This is a genomic window from Streptomyces sp. NBC_00086, from assembly GCF_026343255.1.
In the GTDB taxonomy this organism is placed as follows: Bacteria; Actinomycetota; Actinomycetes; order Streptomycetales; family Streptomycetaceae; genus Streptomyces.
The window spans coordinates 4488226-4512382 of the sequence record NZ_JAPELZ010000001.1; the positions used below are offsets into that span (position 1 = coordinate 4488226).

A 24157-nucleotide genomic window follows, 5' to 3' on the forward strand; every position below is an offset into this window, starting at 1 on the left:
GCGCCACGCCCGGGCCGGGGGCCGGGCGTGTGGATCCGCTGCGCCGTCCGGCCGTTCGCGGCCGGTGTCGGCGGGGATCCGGGCGCCGGGGATGGTCGGCTGTCCGACGGTCAGTCGCCCCCAGCGAAAGGTGGTACCCGGTGAAACGAGCCCGTTTCCTCGCCGCGGTCGTCCCGTCCCTGCTCACGGCCGCACTCACGGCCACCGCGATGAGCGCGCCCGCCACGGCCGCGCCCCTGCCGAAGCCCAAGCTCCCGGTCCCGCACTGCTTCGACAGCAACGGGACCGACCTCAACGACTTCTACGGCGTGAAGGAGCGGATCGTGGGCCCGCCCACCTGCCGTGAGATCTACGCCAAGGAGAAGTGGGTCAGGGTCGCGCCGGGCTGGACCACGGCGCCCAGCGCCGCGGTGGCCGTGTACCCGGCCGGGTACACGCCGTCCGAGACCAACCCGATCGACGACTTCAACTCCAAGTTCGACAGCGCCACCTACGTCACCGACATCGGCACGCCGCAGGAGAAGCGCCACACGTTCAAGAAGAAGCAGGTCCTGCGGACCGGCTTCGTCGGCCCCGACGGCCTTCCGTTCTCGGTCGCCGTCTCGCCGCCGCTCAAGGCGCTGGACCTCGGCCCTCACACGCACACCGTCCTGTTCACCCTCAGTGCCGAGCACTGCGACGGCATCGGAACGGACCGCGAGGAGAGCTGCCTGCCCGCGGGCACCTTCCCGTACACGGTGGACACCGCCATCACGGTGGTCCCGGCTCCGTAGTCGTCGTACGGCTGGTCGTAGTCCGGCTAGGCCAGCGAGTCGATCCAGCGCTCCAGGCGACGCCCTTCCGAGGCCATCATCTCCGGGTCGCGGAAGGTGTTCGTGAGCAGGGAGATGCCCTGGTACGAGGCGATCAGGGCGACCGCGAGCTCGCGCGCGTCGGTGGCCCGGCCCAAGGCGAGGAACTGCTGCTCGGCCCAGTCGAGCAGCACCCGCATGACGGTGGCGAGGGTCTGGTCGAGGCCGTCGTCGCGCTTGTCGAGCTCGGAGGCGAGCGAGCCGGTGGGGCAGCCGTAGCGGGCGGTGAGCTCACGCTGGTCGACCCAGCCGGCGAGGAGGGCCTTCAGCCGGTCCTGCGGGGTGGGGAGCGCGTCCAGAACGGCGATCAGCCCGGCCAGGTGCTGCGCGTGGGCGTCGATGGCCGCTTCGACCAGCTGGTCCTTGGTCTTGAAGTAGTAGTAGACGTTGCCGAGGGGGACGTCGGCCGCGCGCGCGATGTCGGCGATCGTCGTCTTCTCCATGCCCTGTTCGTGCAGGACCTGGGCCGCGGCCGCGGCGAGGCGTTCGCGCTTGCCGCCACGTTTCGTACCTGAGTAAGTCACCTGACTAAGTGTAGACGGGTGCCACCCGGGAGGCTATGGTCGTCCCAGGAGTTAGTCAGTCAGCTAACTCACTTCATGGGTGGGAGCCTTTCATGATCGTCATCACGGGTGCGACCGGAAACGTCGGCAGCGAGCTGGTACGGATCCTCGCGGCGGCGGGGGAGCGCGTCACGGCCGTCTCCCGCCGGGCGCCGGAGCATGCCCTGCCCGACGGGGTCCGCCACCACCGGGCCGATCTCGCCGATCCGCAGAGCCTGCGGCCGGCCCTCGCCGGGGCCGGGGCCCTGTTCCTGCTCGTCGCCGGCGAGGACCCGCGGGCGGTCCTCGCAACGGCCGCGGAGGCCGGCGTACGCAGGGTCGTACTGCTGTCCTCGCAGGGGGTCGGGACCCGGCCCGAGCAGTACGGGCACCCGGCCGCCTTCGAAGAGGCGGTCCGCCGGTCTGGGCTGGAGTGGACGGTCCTGCGCTCGGGCGGGCTCGACTCCAACGCCTTCGCCTGGGCCGACTCGATCCGTACGCACCGCACGGCCGCGGCGCCCTTCGGGGACGTCGGGCTGCCGACGGTCGACCCGGCGGACGTGGCCGAGGTCGCCGCCGCCGTACTGCGGGGCTCCGGGCACGCGGGGAACACGTACGACCTCACCGGCCCGGCCCCGGTCACCCCGCGCGAGCGGGCCGAGGCGATCGCGGGGGCGATCGGCGAACCGGTGCGGTTCGTGGAGCAGAGCCCCGAGGAGGCCCGCGCGCAGATGCTGACCTTCATGCCCGAGCCGGCGGTGGAGGGCACCCTGGCGATCCTGGGCGCGCCGGTCGCCGCCGAACGGGCCGTCAGCCCGGCCGTCGAGCGGATCCTCGGCCGGGCCCCGCGCCCCTTCGCCGCCTGGGCGGACCGCTCGGCGGCGGCCTTTCGCTGACCGGGCCGGACCGCTCGGCGGCGGTCTTCCGCCGGCGAAGCCGGACCGGCCCGGCATCCCTTCCCGTCTCTCCCCGGAGGAGCAGCACCCATGCCCGTACAGCCCGTACTCGACTCGACGATCCACTACCGGGAGGCCGGTACGCGCACCGGTGTGCCGGTGGTCTTCCTGCACGGGAACCCCACCTCCTCCCACCTCTGGCGGGAGGTGATCCCCGCCGTCGGCGGCCCGGCCCGGCTCCTCGCGCCTGACCTGATCGGGATGGGGGACTCGGGCAAGCCCGACCTCGCCTACACCTTCGCCGATCACGCCCGCTACCTCGACGCCTGGTTCGACGCGCTCGGGCTGGAGCGGGCCGTGCTCGTCGGGCACGACTGGGGAGGCGCGCTCGCCTTCGACCGGGCCGCCCGGCATCCGGGGCGGGTGCGCGGGATCGCGTTCACCGAAACCATCGTCAAGCCGATGAGCTGGGAGGAGTTCCCCGAGGGCGGCCGCGAGCTGTTCCGGGCGATCAAGACGCCCGGGGTGGGGGAGGCGATGATCCTCGACGAGAACGCCTTCATCGAGGACACGCTGCCCGGAACCTTCGGCCCCGGCGCCCTGGAGGTGTACCGGGCCCCGTACCCGACGAGGGAGAGCCGGCGCCCGATACTCCAGTGGGCCCGGTCGATGCCGCTGGGCGGGGAGCCGGCCGAGGTGGTGGCCCGCGTGGCGGCGTACGACGAGTGGCTCGCGGCGAGCCCGGACGTGCCCAAGCTGCTGCTGACCTTCGCCCCGGGGCCCGGGGCGATGACGGGACAGGAGACCGTCGACTGGTGCGTGGCGAACATCGCGGGTCTCGAACTCGCCCGGCACGACGACGTGCCCGCCGGCCACCACACCCCCGAGGACCACCCGCTGCTGGTCGCGGCGGCGGTACGGGACTGGGCGGGTCGGCACGGACTGTGGGGGTGAGCCGGTTGCCCCGATCGGCGAGGGTGGGGCGAAGGGCGGGCGGAACGGGCCTTCGGACCCTCCGGCGACGGACGTAGGTCCCTGTCGGTGGGCCTTCCGCCCCGGGGAGACTTCGAAACATGGACACTCTGGATTCGGTGATCGTCAACGTCAACGATCACCTCTGGACCTACCTGCTGATTCCGCTGGTGGTCGGTGCGGGCCTGTACTTCACGGTCCGCTCCCGGGGTGTGCAGCTGCGCCTGCTTCCCGAGATGTTCCGGGTGGTGAAGGAGAAGACCCCGCCGCGCGCCGACGGCCGCAAGCAGGTCTCGTCCTTCGGCGCCTTCACGATCTCGGCCGCCGCGCGCGTCGGTACCGGCAACATCGCCGGTGTCGCCGCCGCCATCACCCTGGGCGGCGCGGGCGCAGTCTTCTGGATGTGGATGATGGCGCTGATCGGCGCGGCCTCCGCCTTCGTGGAATCGGCCCTCGCCCAGCTCTACAAGGTGCGCAACGCCGGCGGCGCCTACCGTGGCGGCCCGGCCTACTACATGCAGCGGGCGCTGGGTAAACGCTGGCTCGGGGTGCTCTTCGCGGTGACGATCACCGTCACCTTCGGCTTCGTCTTCAACGCCGTACAGGCCAACACCATCACCGCCGTGGCTTCGGGCTCCCTCGCCGACACGGACGGATCGAACTGGTTCGGCCCCTCGCTCGGCGTGCTGCTGGCCGCCCTGCTGGGCCTGGCCGTCTTCGGCGGGGTCAGGCGGATCTCGTCCATCACCACGGTCCTGGTGCCGGTGATGGCGATCGTGTACCTCCTCCTCGGCGCGGCGGTGGTCCTCCTCAACATCACCGAGTTCCCCCGGGTCATCGCCGACATCGTCGGCGGCGCCTTCGGCTTCCGCGAGCTGGCGGCCGGCGGTATCGGCGCGGCCATCCAGCAGGGCATCCGGCGCGGCATGTTCTCCAACGAGGCGGGCCTGGGCTCGGCCCCGAACGCGGGCGCCGCCGCCGAGGTCTCGCACCCGGTCAAGCAGGGCCTCGTACAGTCCCTGGGCGTCTTCTTCGACACCCTCCTCGTCTGCACGATGACGGCCTTCATCGTCCTGGTCACCAACCCGGAGCTGTCGGGCCGCCAGGGCGCGGACCTGACGCAGACGGCGCTGAGCGAGACGCTGGGCGGGTGGGCCGGCCATCTGCTCACCGTGGTGGTCTTCATGCTCGCCTTCAGCAGCATGATCGGTAACTACTACTACGGCGAGACCAACATCCAGTTCATCACCCGCAAGCGGTGGGTCCTGCCCGGCTACCGGGCGCTGGTCCTGTCGGCGGTCGTCCTGGGCTCGCTCGGTTCGGTGTCGATCGTCTGGAACCTGGCGGACGTGTTCATGGGCCTCATGGCCCTGATCAACCTCGCCGCGATCATCCCGCTGTCGGCCATCGCCTTCCGCCTCCTGGACGACTACCTCGCCCAGCGCCGCGCGGGCCTGGAACCGGTCTTCACCCGCGACCGCATGCCGGACCTGAAGGGGATCCAGTGCTGGGACCCGATCCGCACGACGGTCCCGTCGGCGCAGGCGCCGGAACGGGTGTAGCGGGCTGGTGGTGTGCGGGGGTTGCTGCGTGCGCCACCCGATCGTGGGACGCTGAACGAAACGGCCGCACGCCGTGAAACCGTCTGTCTACGCTCGCTGGCATATGCCACAGGAGAGGAGACCCGCGATGACCGCAGCCATGGTCGAACCCGACCGGAACGCCGACGGCCGCACGTGGGAGTACCTGCTGCAGAGCTGGCGTGACCTGGACGTGCCGGAGGGCTGGCGCGCCGAGATCGACGGAGGACAGATCGCCTTGGTGCCGCCGCACCACCGCCACCACAACGCAATCGCAGAGAGTGTGCAGCGCACCCTGTACGGGGTCCTGCCGCCCGAGTGGGGCGTCTACCAGACGCTCGGCATCCACATCGCCCCACTGGACAAACTCTACGTGCCGGACCTGGTGGTGGTCCCGTCCGTCCTGGTCAGGGGTGTGGAAGCCGAGGTCTCCGACCCGGTGGACGCGGCCGAGGCGCTGCTCGTCGTGGAGATCACCTCCAAGAGCAACGCCGATGTCGACCGGAAGAGGAAGCTCTGGGCCTACGCTCACGCCCCCGTCCCGGTGTACGTCCTGATCGACCGGTTCGACGAGCACGGACCCACGGCCACGCTGTTCACCGAACCGGAGAACGGCGCCTACAAGCACGCCGTCCGGGTCGCCTTCGGCGACGGGTTGCGGCTCCCCGAGCCCTTCGCCCTGACGCTCGACACGGGGAGCTTCCCGCACTGACCCGGTGGTTCGTGACGGTCAGGCGAGGCGGTCCGGTATCGGGGCCAGGTCGTAGTTGGCCCAGACGTAGGAGTCCATCTGGTGCTGGTCGCCGGAGAGGTTGGTGACCCGGTCGACCTTGCCGTCGGCGTCGAAGTGCCAGACCAGCGCCCACAGCGTGTCGACCTTGCCTACGCCGCCGGTGGTCCAGCCGCGGTGGACGTCGACCACGTACTCCTCGTTGGCCTCCAGGAACAGCGGGTCGGCCTGGAATCCGGCCTTGCCGAGCTGGGTGAAGAAGGCCGCGACCTCCTCGACGCCCCGCTTGGTGCCCGACAGCGGGTGGTGGCCCGGGATGGTCCACTCGATCCCCTCCGCGAGCACCTCCCGCATGCCGTCGAGGTCGTAGGCCGCATAGGCGGTGAAGAACTTGGTGATCGCGTCGACCTTGATGCTCTTGTCGCTCATGCTGTGCGGATCCGTTCCTTCTCATCCGTGATCGAGTGCGGTTCTCGTCCTGCGCACGATCGACGATAGGTGCGGACTCCACGGTTCAGGAGGGGGATCTCACCCGCGGGCCGACGGGCCTCAGACCGCCGGGCCGGAGACGGTGACCGGGCCGTCCGGTTCGACCGAGGTCACGACCGCCGTCGAGCGCAGGGACTCGACCTGGTCGGGGGAGAGGCGGGCGCTGAAGCCGTTCAGGGCGTGGCGGTACACGTGGACCGGGGTGATCCCGTAGGCGTCCGCGACGGCGGCCGGGTCGAGGCCGCGGTGCACGGTGACGATGTACGCCGGCCACTCGGCCGGGGCCGTACGGGATGAGGGCGCGGCTGGTCCGGGGGCCGTGGCGTGGGCGGGCGGGGCGGGCAGGGCGAGGGCGGCGGCGAGGGCGACGGCGGCGACGGCGGGGATCGACAGGGTCCGGCTCGTACGAGTGCGCATGACGGCGAGGCCACCACGTACGGCCGGTCCGGTCAACGACCTGCGGCGGCGCGGCGGTCGCGGGCGGGGGCGAACCGCGGGAACCGTGAATGCGCCCCCGCCGGATGAGCGTGCGGTGCCTTCCGTACGGGTGAACCTGCCGACCGGCGCCCCACGGGTGCGCGGCGTTCGCGCAGGTCGGCAGGGGCCGGGAACCGCGGGGGCGGAATCCTTTCTTCAGTCGGTACGAGAATCAGCCCGGGTCGGCCCGGTGCGCGGCCGGACGGGCGGTTCGGCCCGGTCAAGGCGTGCGGCCGGCCCGCCGAAGAAGGGGAGGGCCGCACTCCGTGAGGCGTTCCCGTCGGACGGAGGCGGCTTCCGCATGCCGCCCTCCACCCCTCGGGAGTTCCCTCGATGTCCATGCGCCTGCTCGCCCGCGCCGCCACCGCCGCCCTGCTCGCCATCACCCCGGTGGCCGCCGCTTCCGCGTCCGCCGACGTCGCACCCGAGCCCACCCCGGTGCCGCTGACCATCTCGGCCAACGCCATCCCCGGCCAGTACATCGTGACCCTGGAGCCGGGCTACGACCCGGCGAAGGTGGCGGAGCGGCTGGGCCTCAAGCCGAAGTTCCTCTACACCAAGGCCATGAGCGGCTTCGCCGTCCCCATGACCAAGCTCCAGCTGGAGATCGCGCGCGTCGCCCTGGGCGTGAAGTCGGTGGAGGCGGACGCGAAGGTCTCGGCGCCGTCGAGCGTGCCGTCGACGGCCACCGCGCTGCGCGGGCCGTCCGCCTCCTGGGGCTTGGACCGGATCGACCAGAAGCTCCTGCCGCTCGACAACACCTTCACCGCTGAGGGCAACGGCGCGGGGGTGAACGCATACATCCTCGACACGGGCATCGAGTACGCGCACGACGAGTTCGGCGGCCGTGCCACCTTCGGCTTCGACGCGATCAAGGACGGCCGCGACGGCCTGGACTGCAACGGCCACGGCACGCACGTCGCGGGCACCGTCGCCGGCAAGACGTACGGGGTGGCGCGCAAAGCCAACCTGGTCAGTGTCCGCGTCCTCGACTGCAAGGGCGAGGGCGACACTTCCGGGATCATCGCGGGCCTGGACTGGGTGGCCAAGAACGCGAAGCAGCCCGCGGTCCTCAACGGCTCCCTGGGCGGAGACAAGTCCCAGGCCGTGAACGATGCGGCGAACGCCGTGACGGACGCGGGCGTCCTGCCGGTCATCGCGGCGGGCAACTCCTCGAAGGACGCCTGCCTGGTCTCCCCCGCGTCGGCGGGGAAGGTGCTCACAGTAGCCGCCAGCAACCAGTGGGACGAGGAGACCAGCTTCTCCAACTTCGGCGAGTGCGTGAGCCTGTATGCGCCCGGAGAAGCGGTCGTCTCCGCCAAGCTTGGCGGCGGCAGCGTGGCCGAGAACGGCACGTCCATGGCAGCGCCGCACGTCACGGGCGTGGCCGTCCTCTACAAGGCGGCAAACCCGGGCGCCACGCCGGAAGCCATCGTCGAGTACCTGGGGGACGAGGCCACGAAGGACGTTCTGAAGAGCATCAGCAAGTCCTCCCCGAACTCCCTGCTGTTCACCAACGGTCTCTGACCACCGCGGGCGCGAGGGCCGTGCCGCTCACGCAGCGGCGCGGCCCCACCGCATCCGCGACCACGGCAGAGCCAGCTCGCTCCGGTCCGTCACCTCGCGCGGGGCGAGGTCCGCGATCGGGGCGGCCTCGCGGTGTCTCGCATAGACGGTGTCGACGTAGCGGTGGCCGGTGTCGGGGGCGATGAAGAGGACCGTGCGGTGGGGTGAGCGCGCGCGCTCGTGGCGGGCGGCGAGGTAGCCGGCGCCGGTGGACAGGCCGGCGAAGACCGCGTGCCGGCGCAGCAGGTCGACGCTGCCGGCGAGGGCCGCGTCGAAGGAGACCCAGTGCAGGGTGTCGTAGAGCGCGTGGGAGACGTTCCCGAAGGGGATGGAGCTGCCGATCCCGGCGATGATCATCTCGGGGTCGGTGACGTGTTCGGAGCCGAAGGTGACGCTGCCGTACGGCTGGACGCCGACGAGTTCGACGTCGGCCGGGCCCGGGGCACCCTCGCGGAGGTAGCGGGCGAGGGCGCCGGTGGAGGCGCCCGAGCCCACTCCGCCGACGACGGTGAGCCCGTCCGCCGTGCCGGTGGCCTCGCGGATCCGGTCGGCGATCGCGCGGTAGCCGAGGTAGTGGACGTCGTCGTGGTACTGGCGCATCCAGTGGTACCCGGGGTGCGCGGCGAGGATCTCCTGGATGCGCTCGACGCGCCGCTTCTGGTCGAGCTTCAGGTCGCTGCACGGCTCCATCTGCTCCAGCGTCGCCCCGAGGACGGCCAGTTGGGTCCGCAGCGTGTGGTCCACGGTGGCCGAGCCGACGATGTGGCAGCGCAGGCCGTACCGGTGGCAGCTCAGGGCCAGGGCGTACGCGTAGATGCCGCTGGAGCTGTCCAGCAGGGTGTCCCCGCGGCGCACGACTCCGGTGTCGAGCAGGTGGCGCACCGCCGCGAGGGCGGAGACCACCTTCATCGTTTCAAAGCGCAGGCAGACGAGCCGGTCGTCGAGGCGTATCAGGTCCGGCCGGCCGATCGACTCCGCGATGTGCTGGTCCATGGTGAGGGGTCTCCTTGGGGGTGGTGGGGGTGGTGGCGCCGGTCGTGAAGGTCCGGGTGGCGGGGATGCCGTGGGCGTCCAGGGCCTGCAGGCAGCCGCGGACGCGGCGGCGCAGCCCGGGGGCGGCCGGATCGAAGAGCACGCCCGCCACCGCACCGCTGTGCGCGATCTGCACGCCGACCGCCCCGGCCCGGTGGGCGATGGCGGTCAGCGCGCCGAACTCCGGGTGGCCGAGGACCCGTTGGCCGCGCCGTGCGCTGGCGGTGGCGACCGCGCCGAGCAGCTCCGCGCTGCCCGTAGCCACGGCCCGGCGCAGCAGCGCGCGTAGCCGCTCGTAGGCCCGTACGTCGCCGTCGTCTACGTCGGCCACCGGCAGGGACAGGGTGTCGACGGGCTTGCCCCCGCCGAGGGCGCAGCCCACCACGACCAGCGGCGGCAGGGCCGGGCCGAGGACCTCCAGGACCCGGCCCTCCCGCTGGGCGAACAGCACCGGGCGGCCGCCCAGCATCAGCGGATCGGAGGCCAGTTCGGCCCGTACGGCCAGCCCGGCGACCGTCGGGGGGTCCAGGCGCAGCCCGTACGAGTCCGCGACCGCACGCACGGCCGCGATCACGTCGCTGCTGGAGCTGCCCATGCCCAGGCCCACCGGTATCTCGCCGGTGAGCCGCAACTCCCCGCCGCAGGGCGGCTGACCGGTGCGCCGCGCGCACTCGGCGACCGCGAGGGCCGCGGCCCGCGCCGCCTTCGTACGGTCGGCGGGTGCGACGGTGAGTGCCCCGGGCTCCGCGCCGGGACGGCGGACGAACGCGGCGCTGCTGCCGGGCCCCGCCATGGGAAGGGTGACCAGTCCGGCGCACCGGCGCCCGGTGTCGTCGAGGAAGACGCCCTGGAGGATCTCGCCGTGGTGGCAGGGGGCCCGCCCGGTGCCGGTGGCGGCGGCTGCGGCGGCGCGGGGCATCACGCGCCGCCCGCCGTCCGGTAGCGGTACAGGACCGTCTCCTCGGCGCTGAACTGGGAGAAGGGGAACGGTTCCGCGGACAGGGCGGTCACCCCGGAGCCGAGGAAGGCGCGGGCCACGGCGCTGCCGGTCTGCGCGTAGACGACCAGCGGGATGCCCCGGGAGCGGCAGCGCTCCAGGATGGTGTCGAAGGTGCCGTTGCTCAGGGTCATTCCGGTGGCCACGACGGCCTGCGCGCGCTCCAGCACCTCGTGCATGTCGTCGGTGACCGGGTCGCCCCACTGGGTGGCCTTGAGGTTGAGGTCGCACGGCAGCGGCCGGCCGCCGCGCTCGCGGATCGCCGCCACCAGCGGGTTGACGACGCCGATGAGTCCGACCTCGGCGCCCTCCTCGATGTCCAGCAGCCCGGCGATGGCCGTGTCGCGGGCCCTGGCGCGGAGTTCGGGGGTGCCAGTGGGGAGGGTGACGGGCTCGGCGGCGCCCTGCTCGGCCGCCACGCGGTGGGGGCGGGTCTCGGAGAGGTAGGCGTCGAGGGCGGCGATCCGCAGCGGGCGCGGGGCCTCGCGCAGGAGGACGTCGAGCGGGGTGCCGGAGGAGTCGCGGCAGACCGACGGGTCGATCTCGCCGGCCTCGAAGGCGCAGCCGCCGAAGGAGCCGCCGAGGCGGACCAGGACGTACTGGTTGAGGTAGGTGGTGTCGCCGCCGGCCAGGCGGGTGCCGTGGTGGATCCAGAACACGCTGGTCGCGACGAGGGAGGAGGGCAGCGGGCCGTGCTCGCCGGCCAGGACGGCTTCGATGAGCGCGTCGACGGAGGTCGCGGGGGTGGTGGCCGTGGTGGTCGGGGTGGTCGGGGTCATGGGGTTCCTCTTCACAGAGCGGGTTGGGGTGTCGGTGTCGGTACCGGCGTCCGTGCGCCGAGCGGTCCGCGGTAGCTGACGTGCGGGTGGCCGAGGGCGTCGGTGGTGAGTTCGGCGTCCACCTCGAAGACCTCGGCGAGCCGGTCGGCGGTCAGGACGGCGGCGGGCGGGCCGGAGGCGATCAGGCGGCCGTGGTGCAGGAGCAGCAGCCGGTCGCAGTAGCGGGCGGCGAGGGACAGGTCGTGCAGGGCGACCAGGACGGTCTGGCCGGTGCCGGACAGCAGCTCCATCAGTTCGAGCTGGTGTTTCACGTCGAGGTGGTTGGTGGGCTCGTCGAGCAGGAGCCCGGACGGCTGCTGGGCCAACGCGCGGGCGATGTGGGTGCGTTGCCGTTCCCCGCCCGACAGTGCCTTCCAGGGGCGGCCGGCGAGTGCGGTGAGTCCTACGCGTTCCAGCGCGGCCGCGACCACGGCCCGGTCGGCGGCGTCCGGCCCGCGCCAGCGGTCGCGGAACGGGGTCCGGCCCAGGCCGACGATGTCCGCGACCGCCAGGTCGCTGTCGGCGCCCGCGTCCTGGGCGACGAAGGCCACCTGCCGGGCGATCCTGCGCGCACTCCAGCCGCGTACGGACTCCCCGTCGTACCGGACCGCGCCCGCGTCGGGGGCCCGCAGACCGGCCAGGCAGCGCAGCAGCGAGGACTTGCCCGAGCCGTTGGGGCCGAGCAGCCCGACGGTCTCGCCGGAGGCGATGTCCGCGCTGACGTCCCGTACGACCGGGGTGCCCGCGACCGACCAGCTCAGCTTTTCGGCGGCGATCCTCACAACTCACCCCGCTTGCGCAGGACCAGGAGGAAGATCGGTACGCCGAGCAGCGCGGTGATCACGCCGACGGGAACCTCGCGCGGGCCGAAGGCGACCCGTGCCAGTGCGTCCGTCCACACCAGGAACACCGCGCCGGCCAGCGCCGTGTACGGCAGCAGCACCCGGTGCAGCGGACCGACGAGGAACCGCACCCCGTGGGGGACGATCAGCCCGACGAAGCCGATGGCGCCGACCGTGGCCACCGCCACCGCGGTCAGCACGGCGGTGACCACGAGCAGCAGCATCCGCGTGTGCCGTACGTCGATCCCGAGCGAGGCGGCGGTGTCGGTGCCGAAGGCGAGCCCGTCGAGGGCGTTGGAGCAGAGCCAGGCCGCCGCCAGCCCCAGCGGGGTGACGACCGCGCAGACCGCGACGGTGTCCCAGCGGGACGGTGCCATCGAGCCCAGGAGCCAGTGGGTGACGGCCCGCGTGGTGTCCGCGTCCGCCGAGGCCATCAGGACGAGCGAGGTCAGCGCGGTGAAGAGCTGCCCGATGACCACTCCGGTCAGGACGATGCGTACGGAGTCCAGCCCGGTGCGCCGCAGGAGCAGCAGGAGCAGCCCGAAGGAGAGCAGTGCTCCGGCGAGTGCTCCGCCGGTGACCCCGAGGGTGTTCGCGCCGATCCCGAGGACGACCACGGTGACGGCTCCCGCGGACGCGCCCGAGGAGACGCCGAGGAGGTAGGGGTCGGCGAGGGCGTTGCGGGTGACCGCCTGGAGCACCGCGCCGCAGACGGCGAGCGAGGCGCCGACGAGGGCGGCCATCAGCACGCGCGGCAGCCGCAGGTCCCAGACGAGGGAGTCCAGCAGCGGGGGCAACGGCTGCACGTCCAGGCCGAGTCGGGCGCCGAAGACGCGGGCGAGGCCGGTCCAGCCCACGTCGGCGGCGCCGATCCGCACGGCCGCCGCCACCGAGGCCGCCAGCACGGCCGCGGCGAGGAGGAAGAGGCCCGCCTCGGCCACGGCGGACCGGAGGGCGGCCGGCCCGGGCGCGGGCGGGCTCAGGGCGACCGACCCGGGGGTCACCGGGTCAGCGGACATACCCGAGGTCCTTCATGCCGGCCGCCAGTAGTCCGAGGGCGTGTACGGAGCGCACGGAGGGGTCCAGTTCGATGCCGGGAACTTCGAGGATCTTGTCGTCGCGGACCGCGGCGAGCTTGGAGACGACCGGGTGCCCGGTCATGGTGGCGCGCTTCTCGGCGGCGCTGTCGCCGGGCCGGCCGCGCTCGGACAGGTCGCCGATCACGATGAAGTCGGGGTTGCGCTGGGCGACTTCCTCCCAGGAGACCTCAGGCCAGTCCTCGTCGACGTCGTCGAAGGCGTTCTTCGCGCCGACGATCCGGCTCATCTCGCTGGGCAGGCCGGTCCTGCCCGCCACGTACGGCATGCCGTTGAAGACGGAGTAGAGGTAGACCACGGTGGGCTGTTCGGCGCCCCCGGGGACTTTGGAGGCGTTCTCCCCGGCCTTGGCGACGGCGGTGCGTTGGTTGGTGGCGAGTTTGGCGGCCCGCTCCTCGGCGCCGAAGACCTTGCCGAGGTTCTCGTAGTCGGAGAAGAGCAGCTCGAAGGGGGTCCGGCCGGCCGGGTTCTGTTCGGGGCAGTCCACGGCGCTGACGAAGGTCGGGACCTTGAGGGCGGCCAGTTCCTCGCGGGTGCCGGCCCGGTCCTTGGTGAAGAGGTCGGCGGAGCCGCCGACGACGAAGTCGGGCGTGGCGGCGCGCAGTTGTTCGCCCGTCGCGATCTTCGGGGCGATGACGGGGACCTTGGCGTAGGCGGCCTGGTACGGGGCGGGGATCTTCGTCTTGAGGTTGGCGGTGCCCGCCATCGAGTCCTGGAGGCCGAGTTCCAGCAGGGTTTCGGTCGAGGTCTGGTCCAGGGCGACGGCCCGCTTCGGCGGCGCGGCGAAGGTGGCCTGGCGGCCGCAGCTCGTGAGAGAGCTGCTGCGGGAGGAAGTCTGGGCGGCGGGCTTGGCGTCGTCGGCCTTGGAGCCGTTGCCCGCGGGTGCGGAGCAGGCCGCGGTGGCGAGGGCGATGGTCAGGGCGATGCCGAGGTGAGCGGGGTGGCGCATGGGTTCTCCGGTCTGGGCAGGGCGGATGGGGGTGCGGGTGTGGGCGTTGTCGTGCACCGGGCAAGACCGCCACGTTCGAAGGGTACTGTAATGGTATTCATTTTCATTAAGAACCCCGGGGGCGGTTCACCGCGCCCCCACTCCACCCCCAAGGAGCAGTCACCCCGTGGCGACCACCCCCGCGCCCCCGGCGCCCAAGACCGTTGGCCCACCCGGGCGTTCGGTCCTCCTCGACGTCCCGTTCCTGCGCCTGTGGGCGGGCACCACCGCCTCCGGCCTCGCGACCTGGGCCCTGCCCTTCGTGCTCGGGCTCGCCGTGCTCCACCGCGACCTGAGCGCCGCCGGCCTCGGCCTGGTCCTCGCCGCGCGCACGGTCGGGTTCCTCGCCGCCGTCACCGTCGGCGGGGTCCTGGCCGACCGGCACTCCCGCCGCACGGTCGTCCTCTGGTCGGCCCTCGCGGCGGCGGTCGCCGCACCCCTGCTCGCGGCCGGACTGGGCCGCTCGCTCCTGCTGATGACGGCCGCCGCCGCCCTCGCCGGAGCCGGACAGGGCGCCTGCCGGCCGGCGTTCCAGGCCCTCACCGCCGAGACCGTCGACCCCGGGCGCCGTCAGCAGGCGAACGCCGCCATGACCATGGCCGTACGGGGTTCCACGCTCGCCGGACCCGCCCTGACCGCGCTGCTCGCGGCCTTCCTCGACGTCTGGACCCTGCTGCTCGGCATCGGCCTGCTCTGGCTGGTCGCCGCGCTGGTTCCGGGCAAGGGGCAGGGCGTGGGCCAGGGCGAGGGTCAAGGCGTGGGCCAGGGCGCGGCCGCCGCCGGGGCGGTGGCGCCGCGCGCGAGTTTCCGTACCGAGTTCCTGGAGGGCGTACGGGAGGCGCGCCGCCACCCCTGGTTCCTCGCCGGGCTGGCCGCCCTCGTCGCGGTCATCGCCCTCGGCTACTCCGCCACCAGCGTCGCCCTGCCCCTGATCAGCCGGGACCGCTACGACAGTGAATGGGTGCTCGCCGCGGCCATGACCGCGTACATAGTGGGCGCGCTCGGCGGAGCCCTGGTCATCGCCCGCTGGCGCCCGCGCTCACAGGGCTGGGCGGCCTTCGCGGGGCTGGCGGCGTACGGATTCGCCCCGTTGAGCCTCGTGCTGCCCGTGCACCCGGGGGTGGTCGTCGCCGCCTACGCCGTCGCCGGGATCGGGATCGAGCTCTTCAACGTGCCCTGGTTCACCGCCACCCAGCGCGAAGTCGCCCCGGACCGGCTGGCCCGGGTCTCCTCGCTGGACTTCCTCGTCTCCTACGGCCTGGCACCGGTCGGCCTCGCCCTGATCGCCCCGGCCATCGACGCCTTCGGCGTCACACCCGTCCTCGGCGTCTGCGCGGCCGCCTGCTTCCTCGTACCGGCGGCGGCGGCCCTGGTGCCGACGGCCCGCCACTTCGCGCGGAGCGCCCCGGCGGCGGACAAGGCCTAGGAGTGCTTCGCAGGTGCAGGCACCGGCTCGGCCGGGCCGCCTCGCGGCAGCGGGGTCCCGTCGCCGACCCCTGTACGGCGACGGGACCCCGCTCCCCCTCCCCCTCCCCGGCTACGGGATGGTCTTCTGGTACGAGCGGTCCTGGTGGGAGTCGTAGACCTGGGCGCCCCGGGCGTCGTAGCCGCGGATCCGCGGAGCCTGCGTGACGGCGCGCTCCAGGATCCCGGTGGCGGCGAAGTGGCCGTGGTCGAGGGCGGCTTCGACGGTGGTGCCGCCGTAGGTGACGGTGACCCGGGTGACGGCCGGGGTGACCGTGCCGATGCTGCCCCAGCGGAAGGGGAGCTGCCACGCGCCCTCCGTGCTCAGCCGCTGGAGGTACAGCATGCCCCCGTTGTCGTCGGGGGCGACGGCCCCGGCGGCGGGGTCGGAGATCCCCGCGGAGGAGGTGTTGATGCCGCTCGCCAGGCCGTTCTTGATGCTGCAGATGAGCCGGAGGGGCTTCGGGGTCTTCTTCACGGCGACGATGTACCGGCCGTTGCCCGGGGAGTTGTCGTTGCCCGTACTGCGGTGCGCGAGCAGGAGCCGGTACTCGGCGGCCTCCCCCAGGCCGACCCCGGAGGCGCCGCTGGGATGGGTCCGGTCGAAGGCGAGGCACTGCTCCAGCCCGGCGGCCGCGTCCGCGTAGGTGATGCCGTCGGCGAGCTGCTCGCGGTTCTCGGGCGGAGTCGGCCCGGGGGGCGGCGCGGGCGTCCGCGCGGCCTCGCTCGGTGGCGGGGTGTCCGTCACGACCACCCGGCCCGCCGGCGCGGCGCCGTCGTCCGCGCCTCCCGCACCGCTCCCGGTGAACGCGATCGCCGTGGCCGGTACGACGGCCAGTGCGACCAGGGCGGCCCCCGCCACCGCCAGCCGGCGCCGCAGCAGCTCCGCGCGGCCCTGCCGGACGATCGCCTGGTACGGCACGGCCCCGGGCCGCACCTCCGCCACGCCCTGCGCCATCCGCACCCGCAGGTCGGACTCGAAGCCGCTCTGCCGCTGCCCGGTGCTCCCGTCGCCCCGCTCGGCGTCCAACTCGGCGTCCAACGCGCCGCCCTGCTCCTCGTACTGCCGCCCGTTCACCGGAGCGCCCCCTGATCCGTCTCGTGCTTCTCGCTGTTCGTGCCGCACTCCGCCGTGACCCGCTCCAGTCCTGGGCACGCGCGGAGTTTCGCCAGTGCCTTGGACGCCTGGCTCTTCACGGTGCCGGGGGAGCACCCGAGTACGTCGGCGGTCTCGGCTTCCGAGAGGTCCTCCCAGTACCGCATGACCACCACCGCCCGCTGCCGGGCGGGCAGTTGAGCGAGCGCCGTCATGAGCACGCTGCGTTCGTCGGCCCGGGCCACGGCGTTCTCGCGCACCGAGGTGTCCGGTACCGAGCCCGTGAGCCGCTCCGCGACCCGGCGCTTGCGGAAGCGGTCGTTGTTGCAACTGACCAGCATCCGGCGGACGTACGCCTCCGGACTGTCGCTGCGCGCCACCCGCCGCCAGGACCGGTACGCCTTCGCGAGCGCGGTCTGGGTCACGTCCTCCGCGTCGTGCGGATCGCCCGTGAGCAGGTACGCGGTCCGCACCAGCGTGGTCCACCGCGCGGCGACGAAGGCCTGGAACTGCGCTTCATGCTCGGCGTTCATCTCAACCCCCTCCTTCGCCCCCTTGACCACCACCCGCCCGCATTCGGTTGCCCGGCGGCAGCAGGAAATCTGGCGGAGGGTCATGCGGCCGACGCCGGTGGCCCGAGCCGCGTTGGGCCGTGGCGGTGGCCGTCCCCGGCCGTTCGGGGGACGGCCGCGATCCGGTGCGCCCCTTCTGCCGCCCGGCGTGGGCATCGTCGACGAAACGAAAGAAGGTGGACGCGATGCCGTTGTATCTGTCGAGGTTCAGCTACACGCCGGAGACGTGGGCCAGGCTGATGGCCCACCCCGAGGACCGGGCTCAGGCGGCCCGGTCGTACATCGAGTCCGTCGGCGGGAAGCTGCACGGCTTCTGGTACGCCTTCGGCACGCACGACGGCTACAACCTCTGGGAGGCCCCGGACGACGTGTCCATGGCCGCGGTCGCCCTGGCGATCAGCGGGGGCGGGGCGCTCAGCTCGTTCGAGACGACGGTCCTCCTGAGCGTCGACGACACGCTGGAGGCACTGCGCAAGGCCGAGCAGATCCGGTACCGGCCTCCGGGCGCGTCCGGGACGTCGTGATCCCGGCGGGCGGAGACCTCTAGACCTTCACGGCGGCGAGGCGGGTGCCGCAGAGCGCGGTGAGGTCCTCGGGGTCGGAGGTGAGGACGGTGACGGGGCCGGGCGCCGCGAGTGCGGTGGCGGCCAGCATCGCGTCGATGGCGTACTTGTGCCCGTGCAGGCCGGCCTCGCGGAGCAGGGCCGCGGCGGCGTGGGCGATCTCCTCGGTGACGGGCTCGACCACCACCCGGGACAGCGCCCACGCGAGGGCCGGCATGTTGATCTTCGGGTGGACCACCTCGACGAGGGTGGCCGTGCTGGTGATGACGCGCATGTCGTCCGCGAGGGCGAGGGCGAGCCAACGGGTGATCGTACGGTCCCGCAGCACCGCCTTGGCGAGTCCCTCGCTGTCCAGCACGAGGGTGCCTCCGGGCCTGGTCGGCTTCGGCGTCATGCCACGTCCTTCTGCTCGGTGTCGCTGCCGGAAGGGCCTCCGTGGGCGCGGCGGAATTCCTCCCGGGTCGCGTCGATCTCCTCCGCGGTGATCGGTCCGTGCTCCGCCTCCGCCACGGCGACGAGCTCCGCCAAGTTGTCCCGTTCGATCTGGCGGGCCACTGCGGCGGTGACGTAGGCGGAGAGGCCGGAGGGGCCGCTGCGGGCGCGAGCGGCCTCGGCGATGTCTCGGGGCATCGAGATGGAGTACTTCTGGGTGGCATCGCTCATGCCACCCATGCTACTTCCGATGCCACCGCCGCTTTCGGCGTGTGGGGCGTAGACGTACATGTGCATAGGTTCCAGGCATATGCGCGCCCGTGGAGGCTTTTGCGTGCCGGTTCGCTCGATGGGGTGGTGGCTCGCCCCTCAGTCCGTGCTCAGGCGGGCGTGGAGGTGTTCGTCGTGCCAGCCGTCCGCGTGGAGGAGGGCGCCGCGCATGGTGCCCTCCAGGGGGTAGCCGGAGTTCAGGGCGACACGGCAGGAGGCCGGGTTGGCCGTGGAGTGGGTGATGCGCAGGCGGTGCAGGCCGAGTTCCCCGAAGGCCCAGCGGGTCAGGACGGCCAGGCCTTCGGTGGTGGCTCCGGCGCCGCGGCCGGCGGGGAGGAGCCAGTACACGAACTCCCCGCTGCCGCCGCGCAGGTCGATGTCGGCGAGGCCGATCAGGCCGACCGCGGAGCCTCCCTCCGCCGGGGCCAGGGCCCAGACCGCCGAACGTTCGGCGTGCCAGCGCTCGCGCCAGCGGGCGATGCGGGTGACCGCCCGGTCCTCGGTGAGGGGGTCCGGCCGGTTCCAGTGCCGGATGTCCGGATCGGCGTACGCGGCCACGAGCGCGGGGGCGTCGTAGGGCTCCCAGGGGCGCAGGCGCAGCCCGCAGGGGAGGTCGTACGAGGGCTGGGCGAGGGCGGCCATCCCGCCGGGCGGGGCCACGGGCGGTATCGGGTCGGCCCGCGGGGTGGTCGGTGGAGTGATCGGCGCGTCGGTCATCGGATCATCATCGGGTCATCGCCCGATCCGGTGATCGCCGGACCTCGGTGCGGCCCGGCCGGGCCGCGGTGCGGCCATTGGAGGCCGGTCGCCCGGGGGCCCGTAACAACTGGCGAACACTTAGTCACGGTAAGCGACATTTCATCCCTTTCTTCCTAGTCTCACGTCCCGGTACCGAGTGACCGAGCGAAATGGACGATGAGATGAGACGACGGCTTTCCGCGATCACCGCGGCCGGTGTGGCCGCGATCCTCGCGCTGGGCGGCGGGACGACCGCGACGGCGACCGCGGGCACGGGCACGAACCCGGACGGCGGCAAGGGCGGCAAGGGGCTGTGCGCGCCGGGCGTTCCGATCGGGCCGGAGGGCGAGAAGTTCTACGACCCGCCGTCGCCGCTGCCCGAGGGTGACCACGGTGACCTGATCTGGGCCCGCCGCGTCGATGCCCCGGACGGTGCGCGCGCCTGCCGGATCCTGTACCTCTCGACCCTGCAGACCGGTACCCGCGTCGCCGTCTCGGGCATCGTGGCCTGGCCCGACGCCCCCGCGCCGCGCAGCGGCCGCAACGTGGTGGCCTGGGCGCACGGGACCGTGGGCGGCCCGCGCCAGTGCGCGCCCTCCGCGGTGCCGAACCCGGCCACCGACCTCGTCGGCTACTACACCTACGACAGCCCGTGGGGCATCGACGTCGGCGTGCCGGCGCTGACGCAGTTCCTCGACTCGGGTGACGTCGTGGTCGGTACGGACTACCAGGGTCTGGGCACCCCGGGCGTGCACCAGTACACGGTGGCCGTCACGGAGACGAACAACGTCCTGGACTCGGTCCGCGCGGCCCGCCAGATCACCGACGCCCACGCGAACGACAAGGCGGCCGTCCTGGGTTGGTCGCAGGGTGGCGGCGCGGCGGCGTTCATCGCCCAGAACTACAAGGCGTACACCCCGGAGACCAACCTGGTCGGCATCGCGGCGCTGGCGCCCGCCGCCAACCTGGGGCCGGACTTCCGCGGCCTGGTGCTGCCCGGCCCGACGTCCCCCACCTCGCCCTCCCACAACGCGGCGCTGCGCGTCAACGTCTACCGGGGCTTCCTCGCGGCCTACCCGGCGCTGAAGGCCGAGGACGTGCTGAAGCCGGCCGGGCTGGAGGCGCTGCGCGGTGACGGGGTGATGTGCATCGAGCACCTCGCCGACGTGATCCAGAACAACGTGGGTAACGCGGGGCAGCTGGACACGCTGTTCCAGCCGCTGAGCGTGGTGCCGGAGATCTGGCACCAGCGCTTCCGCGAGAACACCGCGGGCCTGGTCGCCTCGGTGTCGCCGATCCTGGTGATGCAGGGCACGGCGGACACGGTCATCAACCCGAACTCCACCGACGAGTACGTGAGGCGGGCCTGCAGGTTCGGCAAGCCGGTCGAGTACACGAAGTACCAGGGGGCGACGCACCAGACGATCCCCAACGTCGCGGAGCCGGAGTACCTGGCCTGGATCGCGGACCGCTTCGCGGGCAAGCCGGCGCCGTCCAACTGCCCCTGATGTGACGGGTCCCTGAGCAGCAACAGTGCATGAAGGCTCCCGGCCGGTGGACCGCACCGGCCGGGAGCCTTCGTACGTGGGGCCCCGCGGGGGCCGCTGCGGTCAGCGGCCCACCGGGACCGGGGCCGCGTCCGCGGCGGGCACGGGCCCGGTGGCCGGGGCCGCGGTCCCGAGGGCCGTCTCCGGGTCCGGGTCGGAGTTGAACTCGGTGAGCATCTGGCGGGTGAAGCCGAAGAAGTAGGTGGCGGCGAAGCCCACGAGGTAGCCGACGGCCAGGCCGCCCGCGTAGATCGCGATGGTCGTCCCCATGCCCGACTTGCCGTCCAGCAGCGGGAACAGCGCCCAGCCCGAGGGGCCGATGGCGGTGGAGCCGAAGGCGGTGCCGAGCTGGTTGAAGAGGCCTACGAAGGCTCCGCCCGCGGCGCCGCCGATGCAGGCGGTGATGAAGGGGCGTCCCAGGGGGAGGGAGACGCCGTAGATGAGGGGTTCGCCCACGCCCAGGAAGCCGGCCGGGAGGGCGGACTTGATGGTGGCGCGGATCGAGCGGTTGCGGGGGAGCTTGTAGTAGACGGCGACGGCCGCGCCGACCTGGCCCGCGCCCGCCATGGCGAGGATGGGGAGCAGGACGGTGTAGCCGGTCTGCTCGATCAGGGTGGTGTGGATGGGGATCAGGGCCTGGTGCAGGCCCAGCATGACCAGCGGGAGGAAGAGTCCGCCGAGGACCAGGCCCGCGAAGGCCCCGCCGGTGGCGAGCAGCCAGGTGGCGAAGGTGCCGATGGCGCTGGAGACCTCGCCGGCGACGAACATCAGGCCGAAGAGGGTGACGAGGCCGGAGATCAGCACGGTGAGGGTGGGGGTGACCAGGACGTCCAGCGCCTCCGGAACCCACTTGCGGCACCACTTCTCCACCTGGACGGCGAGCAGCGCGGCCGCCAGTGCGCCGAGGACGCCGCCCTGGCCGGGGGAGAGCTGCTGGCCGAAGGCGTCGATCTTCGCGACGCCCGGGAAGACGATGATCGCGGCGACCGCGCCGCCGAGGACGGCGGTGCCGCCGAACTCCTTGGCCGTGTTGTAGCCGACGAAGACCGCGATCAGGGACATGAACCCGCTCGCCATCGCGGCGAGGGCGGGGACCACGGCCGGCACCCAGCCCATGTTGGTGAGGAAGCCGTTGAGCCCGGCGATGATGCCGCAGCCGATCAGGGCCGGGATCAGCGGGACGAAGATGTTCGCGATGCGGCGCAGGAACAGCTTGAAGGGGGTGGAGTTCTTCGCCTTCTGCGCGTTCTTGATGGCCGCGCCCTGGGCGGCGAGTTCGTCGGCCGTCACGGTGTGGGGGGTGGCGGGGCCTGCGGGGGCGGCGGGCGCCACCGGTGCCGCCGCGCGGCCTTCCGCGACCAGGGCCTCGAACTCGGGCGTGACGCGGGCGACGGTGCCCGGTCCCAGCACGATCTGGTACGTGTCGTCCTCGACGACGCCCATCACGGCGGGCAGGGCCTTGAGGGCCTCGTCCTGGACCAGGGAGCGGTCGCGCAGGGTGATCCGCAGGCGGGTCATGCAGTGCGCGATGGAGAGGATGTTGTCCGGACCGCCGACGAGGGGAAGGATCGCGGCGGCTGTGGCGCGGTTCTTGTCAGTGGACATCGTGGTGTTCGCCTTGCTGCTGGGGGTCAGCGGGGGTGGCCGGGGTGGGTCGGCGCGGGGTCATCGCGGGGTCATCGCGGGGTCTGGGTGAGGGCGGCCCGGAGGTGGCCCTTGGAGGCGGTGAGCAGTTCGCCGGCCGTGGGGCCGTCGACTCCGCCGAGGATGACGAGGATGGCCTGCTTGACCTCGCCGTCGGACGCGGTGAGCGCGGCCTCGATCTCGGCGTCGGGGGCGCCGGTGGCCAGCGAGACGATGCGGCGGGCGCGGGCGCGCAGCTTCTCGTTGGAGGAGCGCATGTCGACCATCAGGTTTCCGTACGTCTTGCCGAGCCGGATCATCGTGAGGGTCGAGATGAGGTTGAGCACGAGCTTCTGCGCGGTGCCGGCCTTCAAGCGGGTGGATCCGGTGAGGAGTTCGGGGCCGACGACCACCTCGATGCCGTGGTCGGCGGCCGCGGCGAGCGCGGAGCCGGCGTTGCAGGACAGTCCGACGGTGAGCGCGCCGCGGGCGCGGGCGAACTCGACGGCGCCGATCGCGTACGGGGTGCGGCCGGAGGCGGAGATCCCGATGACGGTGTCCTCGGCGGTCAGGGCCAGCGCCGTCAGGTCCTCGGCGGCCAGTTCCCTGGAGTCCTCGGCGCCTTCGACGGCCTTGACCATGGCGGAGGGGCCGCCCGCGATCAGGCCGACGACCTCGGAGGGGTCGGTGTTGAAGGTGGGCGGGCATTCGCTGGCGTCCAGTACGCCCATGCGGCCGGCGGTGCCGGCGCCCGCGTAGATCAGGCGCCCGCCGCGGGCCATCCGTTCGGCGATCCCGTCGATGGCGGCGGCGATCGTCTCCAGCTCGCCGGCGACGGCGGCCGGGACGGTGGCGTCCTCGGCGTTCATCAGGCGGGCGATCTCCAGGGTGGGCAGCCGGTCGATCTCGGCCAGTTCGGGGCGGAATGCCTCGGTGGTCAAGGTGGCGAGCTGGGCGCGGAGTTCGGCGTACGCGGTCATGAGTGGGGGGCTCCTGAACTGCTAGCGGGTGGTGCTGCCCCGCTTGGCGGTGGGTACGGGGGTGTGGTGGCGGGGCGCGAGCGCCTCGTACGAGGCTGCGAGCGCGGGCGCCGCGGTCTCGTAGGTCTGCTGGGCGACGCCCACGAACAGGCAGTCCACGACGAGGAGCTGGCTGGTCCGGCTCGACATGGCCGCCGGGCGCAGCTGGGTCTCGCGGGCGGCGGAGGTGGCCAGCACGAGGTCGGCGTAGTGGACGACGGGGGAGCCCGCGCGGGCCGTGAGCGCCAGGGTGGTGGCTCCGCGCTCGAAGGCGGTCCGCAGGGGCTCGATGACGTCGCCGGTGCCGCCGGAGTGGGTGATGGCGACGGCCACGTCGCCGGGGCGCAGCAGGACGGCGGTGGTGACGGCCAGGTGCGGGTCGCTGTGCGCGTGGGCGATGAGGCCGATGCGCTGGAGCTTCTGCGCGAGGTCCTGGGCGACGAGGCCGGAGGCGCCGACGCCGTAGATCTCGATGCGGCGGGCGCCCGCGAGGGCGGCGACGGCCGAGCCGAGGGCGGCGACGTCGAGTCCGGCGGCGGTGTCGGCGAGGGTCTGCGCCTCCTCCTGGGCCAGCTTGGCGACCACGTCGGCGAGGGAGTCGTCGACGGCTATGTCCACGGTGACTGCGGGGGCCGCGCCGGACTCCTGCTGGGCGGCGAGCGCGGCGAGCGCGAGGCGCAGGTCGCGGTAGCCGGGGTAGCCGAGGAGGCGGGCGGTGCGGACGACGGTGGCCTCGCTGGTGCCGGTGCGGGCGGCGAGGTCGCTGACGGTGAGCGCGGCGCAGGCCGCGGGGTCTTCGGCGACGGCCTCGGCGACGGCCTGCACGGAGCGGGTCATCGAGGGGCCGAGGCTGCGGACGCGGGCCCGCAGTGCGGCGGGGGCCGGGACGGGGACGGGTCGGTCCGCACCAGCGCTGGAGTTTTCTTTCACATTCTCGCTCACCCTTGAAACTTATT

The 24157-nt window shown here is 72.9% G+C and carries 26 protein-coding genes; 9 read left to right on the plus strand and 17 right to left on the minus strand.

All coding sequences use genetic code 11. From position 1 onward, the window contains the following. Positions 1-140: 140 nt before the first annotated feature. Positions 141-773: a hypothetical protein gene (locus tag OG276_RS20175; protein ID WP_266907419.1), complete on the plus strand. Its 633-nt coding sequence runs from the start codon at positions 141-143 to the stop codon at positions 771-773. A 26-nt stretch (positions 774-799) separates the two neighbouring features. Here OG276_RS20175 and OG276_RS20180 read toward each other — a convergent pair whose 3' ends face one another. Then, positions 800-1375, minus strand: a complete 576-nt coding sequence (locus tag OG276_RS20180) for a TetR/AcrR family transcriptional regulator (protein WP_266907421.1) — start codon at positions 1373-1375, stop codon at positions 800-802. 92 nt (positions 1376-1467) lie between these two features. On the opposite strand from OG276_RS20180, the gene OG276_RS20185 reads away from it, so the two are divergent. From OG276_RS20185 to OG276_RS20200, 4 genes are all read left to right on the plus strand, one after another. Further along, positions 1468-2289, plus strand: coding sequence for an SDR family oxidoreductase (locus OG276_RS20185; protein ID WP_266907423.1), 822 nt, complete (start codon positions 1468-1470; stop codon positions 2287-2289). A gap of 90 nt (positions 2290-2379) precedes the next feature. Further along, positions 2380-3243: a haloalkane dehalogenase gene (locus tag OG276_RS20190; protein WP_266907425.1), complete on the plus strand. Its 864-nt coding sequence runs from the start codon at positions 2380-2382 to the stop codon at positions 3241-3243. 119 nt (positions 3244-3362) lie between these two features. Next, a complete protein-coding gene (locus tag OG276_RS20195) occupies positions 3363-4823 on the plus strand; it encodes a sodium:alanine symporter family protein (protein ID WP_266907427.1) in 1461 nt (486 codons plus the stop codon). 127 nt (positions 4824-4950) lie between these two features. Next, positions 4951-5553, plus strand: a complete 603-nt coding sequence (locus OG276_RS20200; RefSeq protein ID WP_266907429.1) for a Uma2 family endonuclease — start codon at positions 4951-4953, stop codon at positions 5551-5553. 18 nt (positions 5554-5571) lie between these two features. Here the strand turns inward: OG276_RS20200 and OG276_RS20205 are convergent, their stop codons facing one another. Beyond that, on the minus strand, positions 5572-6000 hold the full coding sequence (locus OG276_RS20205; protein WP_266907431.1) for a nuclear transport factor 2 family protein: 429 nt from the start codon (positions 5998-6000) through the stop codon (positions 5572-5574). Positions 6001-6120: 120 nt separating this feature from the next. Continuing rightward, the gene (locus OG276_RS20210) at positions 6121-6477 is read right to left on the minus strand and encodes a protease inhibitor I9 family protein (RefSeq protein ID WP_266907433.1); all 357 of its coding nucleotides are present in this window, start codon (positions 6475-6477) and stop codon (positions 6121-6123) included. 399 nt (positions 6478-6876) lie between these two features. Between OG276_RS20210 and OG276_RS20215 the strand changes: the two genes are divergently transcribed. After that, complete coding sequence (locus OG276_RS20215; RefSeq protein WP_266912953.1) at positions 6877-8064, plus strand: S8 family peptidase; 1188 nt, start codon at positions 6877-6879, stop codon at positions 8062-8064. A gap of 27 nt (positions 8065-8091) precedes the next feature. Here OG276_RS20215 and OG276_RS20220 read toward each other — a convergent pair whose 3' ends face one another. The 6 genes from OG276_RS20220 to OG276_RS20245 are packed head-to-tail and all read right to left on the minus strand — an operon-like array spanning position 8092 to position 13838. Next, positions 8092-9096: a pyridoxal-phosphate dependent enzyme gene (locus OG276_RS20220; protein ID WP_266907435.1), complete on the minus strand. Its 1005-nt coding sequence runs from the start codon at positions 9094-9096 to the stop codon at positions 8092-8094. Next, entirely contained in the window at positions 9017-10054 is a 1038-nt protein-coding gene (locus OG276_RS20225; protein WP_266912955.1) for a GHMP kinase, read from the minus strand. The genes OG276_RS20220 and OG276_RS20225 overlap by 80 nt, the downstream gene beginning before the upstream one ends. Next, entirely contained in the window at positions 10054-10911 is an 858-nt protein-coding gene (locus OG276_RS20230) for a DUF364 domain-containing protein (RefSeq protein ID WP_266907437.1), read from the minus strand. Before OG276_RS20230 ends, OG276_RS20225 begins: the two co-directional genes overlap by 1 nt. Before the next feature lie 11 nt (positions 10912-10922). Next, positions 10923-11732, minus strand: coding sequence for an ABC transporter ATP-binding protein (locus tag OG276_RS20235; protein ID WP_266907439.1), 810 nt, complete (start codon positions 11730-11732; stop codon positions 10923-10925). Beyond that, positions 11729-12811, minus strand: coding sequence for an iron ABC transporter permease (locus tag OG276_RS20240; protein WP_266907441.1), 1083 nt, complete (start codon positions 12809-12811; stop codon positions 11729-11731). The genes OG276_RS20235 and OG276_RS20240 overlap by 4 nt, the downstream gene beginning before the upstream one ends. Continuing rightward, positions 12801-13838: an ABC transporter substrate-binding protein gene (locus OG276_RS20245; RefSeq protein WP_266907443.1), complete on the minus strand. Its 1038-nt coding sequence runs from the start codon at positions 13836-13838 to the stop codon at positions 12801-12803. Before OG276_RS20245 ends, OG276_RS20240 begins: the two co-directional genes overlap by 11 nt. Before the next feature lie 166 nt (positions 13839-14004). Between OG276_RS20245 and OG276_RS20250 the strand changes: the two genes are divergently transcribed. Next, a complete protein-coding gene (locus tag OG276_RS20250; protein WP_266907445.1) occupies positions 14005-15303 on the plus strand; it encodes an MFS transporter in 1299 nt (432 codons plus the stop codon). A gap of 111 nt (positions 15304-15414) precedes the next feature. Here OG276_RS20250 and OG276_RS20255 read toward each other — a convergent pair whose 3' ends face one another. Beyond that, complete coding sequence (locus OG276_RS20255) at positions 15415-16419, minus strand: hypothetical protein (protein ID WP_266907447.1); 1005 nt, start codon at positions 16417-16419, stop codon at positions 15415-15417. Continuing rightward, complete coding sequence (locus tag OG276_RS20260) at positions 16416-16970, minus strand: SigE family RNA polymerase sigma factor (protein WP_266907449.1); 555 nt, start codon at positions 16968-16970, stop codon at positions 16416-16418. The genes OG276_RS20255 and OG276_RS20260 overlap by 4 nt, the downstream gene beginning before the upstream one ends. A gap of 224 nt (positions 16971-17194) precedes the next feature. Here OG276_RS20260 and OG276_RS20265 point away from each other — a divergent pair, with 224 nt between their 5' ends. Next, positions 17195-17533 carry a GYD domain-containing protein gene (locus OG276_RS20265; RefSeq protein ID WP_266907451.1) on the plus strand — a complete coding sequence of 113 codons (339 nt, stop codon included), beginning with the start codon at positions 17195-17197 and terminating at the stop codon, positions 17531-17533. A gap of 19 nt (positions 17534-17552) precedes the next feature. On the opposite strand, the gene OG276_RS20270 is transcribed toward OG276_RS20265, so the two are convergent. The 3 genes from OG276_RS20270 to OG276_RS20280 all read right to left on the minus strand — a co-directional run bounded on the left by OG276_RS20270 (position 17553) and on the right by OG276_RS20280 (position 18991). After that, positions 17553-17966, minus strand: a complete 414-nt coding sequence (locus tag OG276_RS20270; protein WP_266907453.1) for a PIN domain-containing protein — start codon at positions 17964-17966, stop codon at positions 17553-17555. Further along, entirely contained in the window at positions 17963-18235 is a 273-nt protein-coding gene (locus OG276_RS20275; protein ID WP_266907455.1) for a CopG family transcriptional regulator, read from the minus strand. The genes OG276_RS20270 and OG276_RS20275 overlap by 4 nt, the downstream gene beginning before the upstream one ends. A gap of 138 nt (positions 18236-18373) precedes the next feature. Continuing rightward, positions 18374-18991, minus strand: a complete 618-nt coding sequence (locus OG276_RS20280) for a GNAT family N-acetyltransferase (RefSeq protein ID WP_266907457.1) — start codon at positions 18989-18991, stop codon at positions 18374-18376. Positions 18992-19194: 203 nt separating this feature from the next. Between OG276_RS20280 and OG276_RS20285 the strand changes: the two genes are divergently transcribed. After that, complete coding sequence (locus OG276_RS20285) at positions 19195-20520, plus strand: lipase family protein (protein WP_266907459.1); 1326 nt, start codon at positions 19195-19197, stop codon at positions 20518-20520. A gap of 102 nt (positions 20521-20622) precedes the next feature. Here OG276_RS20285 and OG276_RS20290 read toward each other — a convergent pair whose 3' ends face one another. From OG276_RS20290 to OG276_RS20300, 3 genes are all read right to left on the minus strand, one after another. Beyond that, on the minus strand, positions 20623-22164 hold the full coding sequence (locus tag OG276_RS20290) for a PTS transporter subunit EIIC (protein ID WP_266907461.1): 1542 nt from the start codon (positions 22162-22164) through the stop codon (positions 20623-20625). 71 nt (positions 22165-22235) lie between these two features. Next, on the minus strand, positions 22236-23162 hold the full coding sequence (gene murQ / locus OG276_RS20295; protein WP_266907463.1) for an N-acetylmuramic acid 6-phosphate etherase: 927 nt from the start codon (positions 23160-23162) through the stop codon (positions 22236-22238). Between the two features lie 21 nt (positions 23163-23183). Continuing rightward, complete coding sequence (locus OG276_RS20300; protein WP_266907465.1) at positions 23184-24143, minus strand: MurR/RpiR family transcriptional regulator; 960 nt, start codon at positions 24141-24143, stop codon at positions 23184-23186. Between the last annotated feature and the right edge of the window lie 14 nt (positions 24144-24157).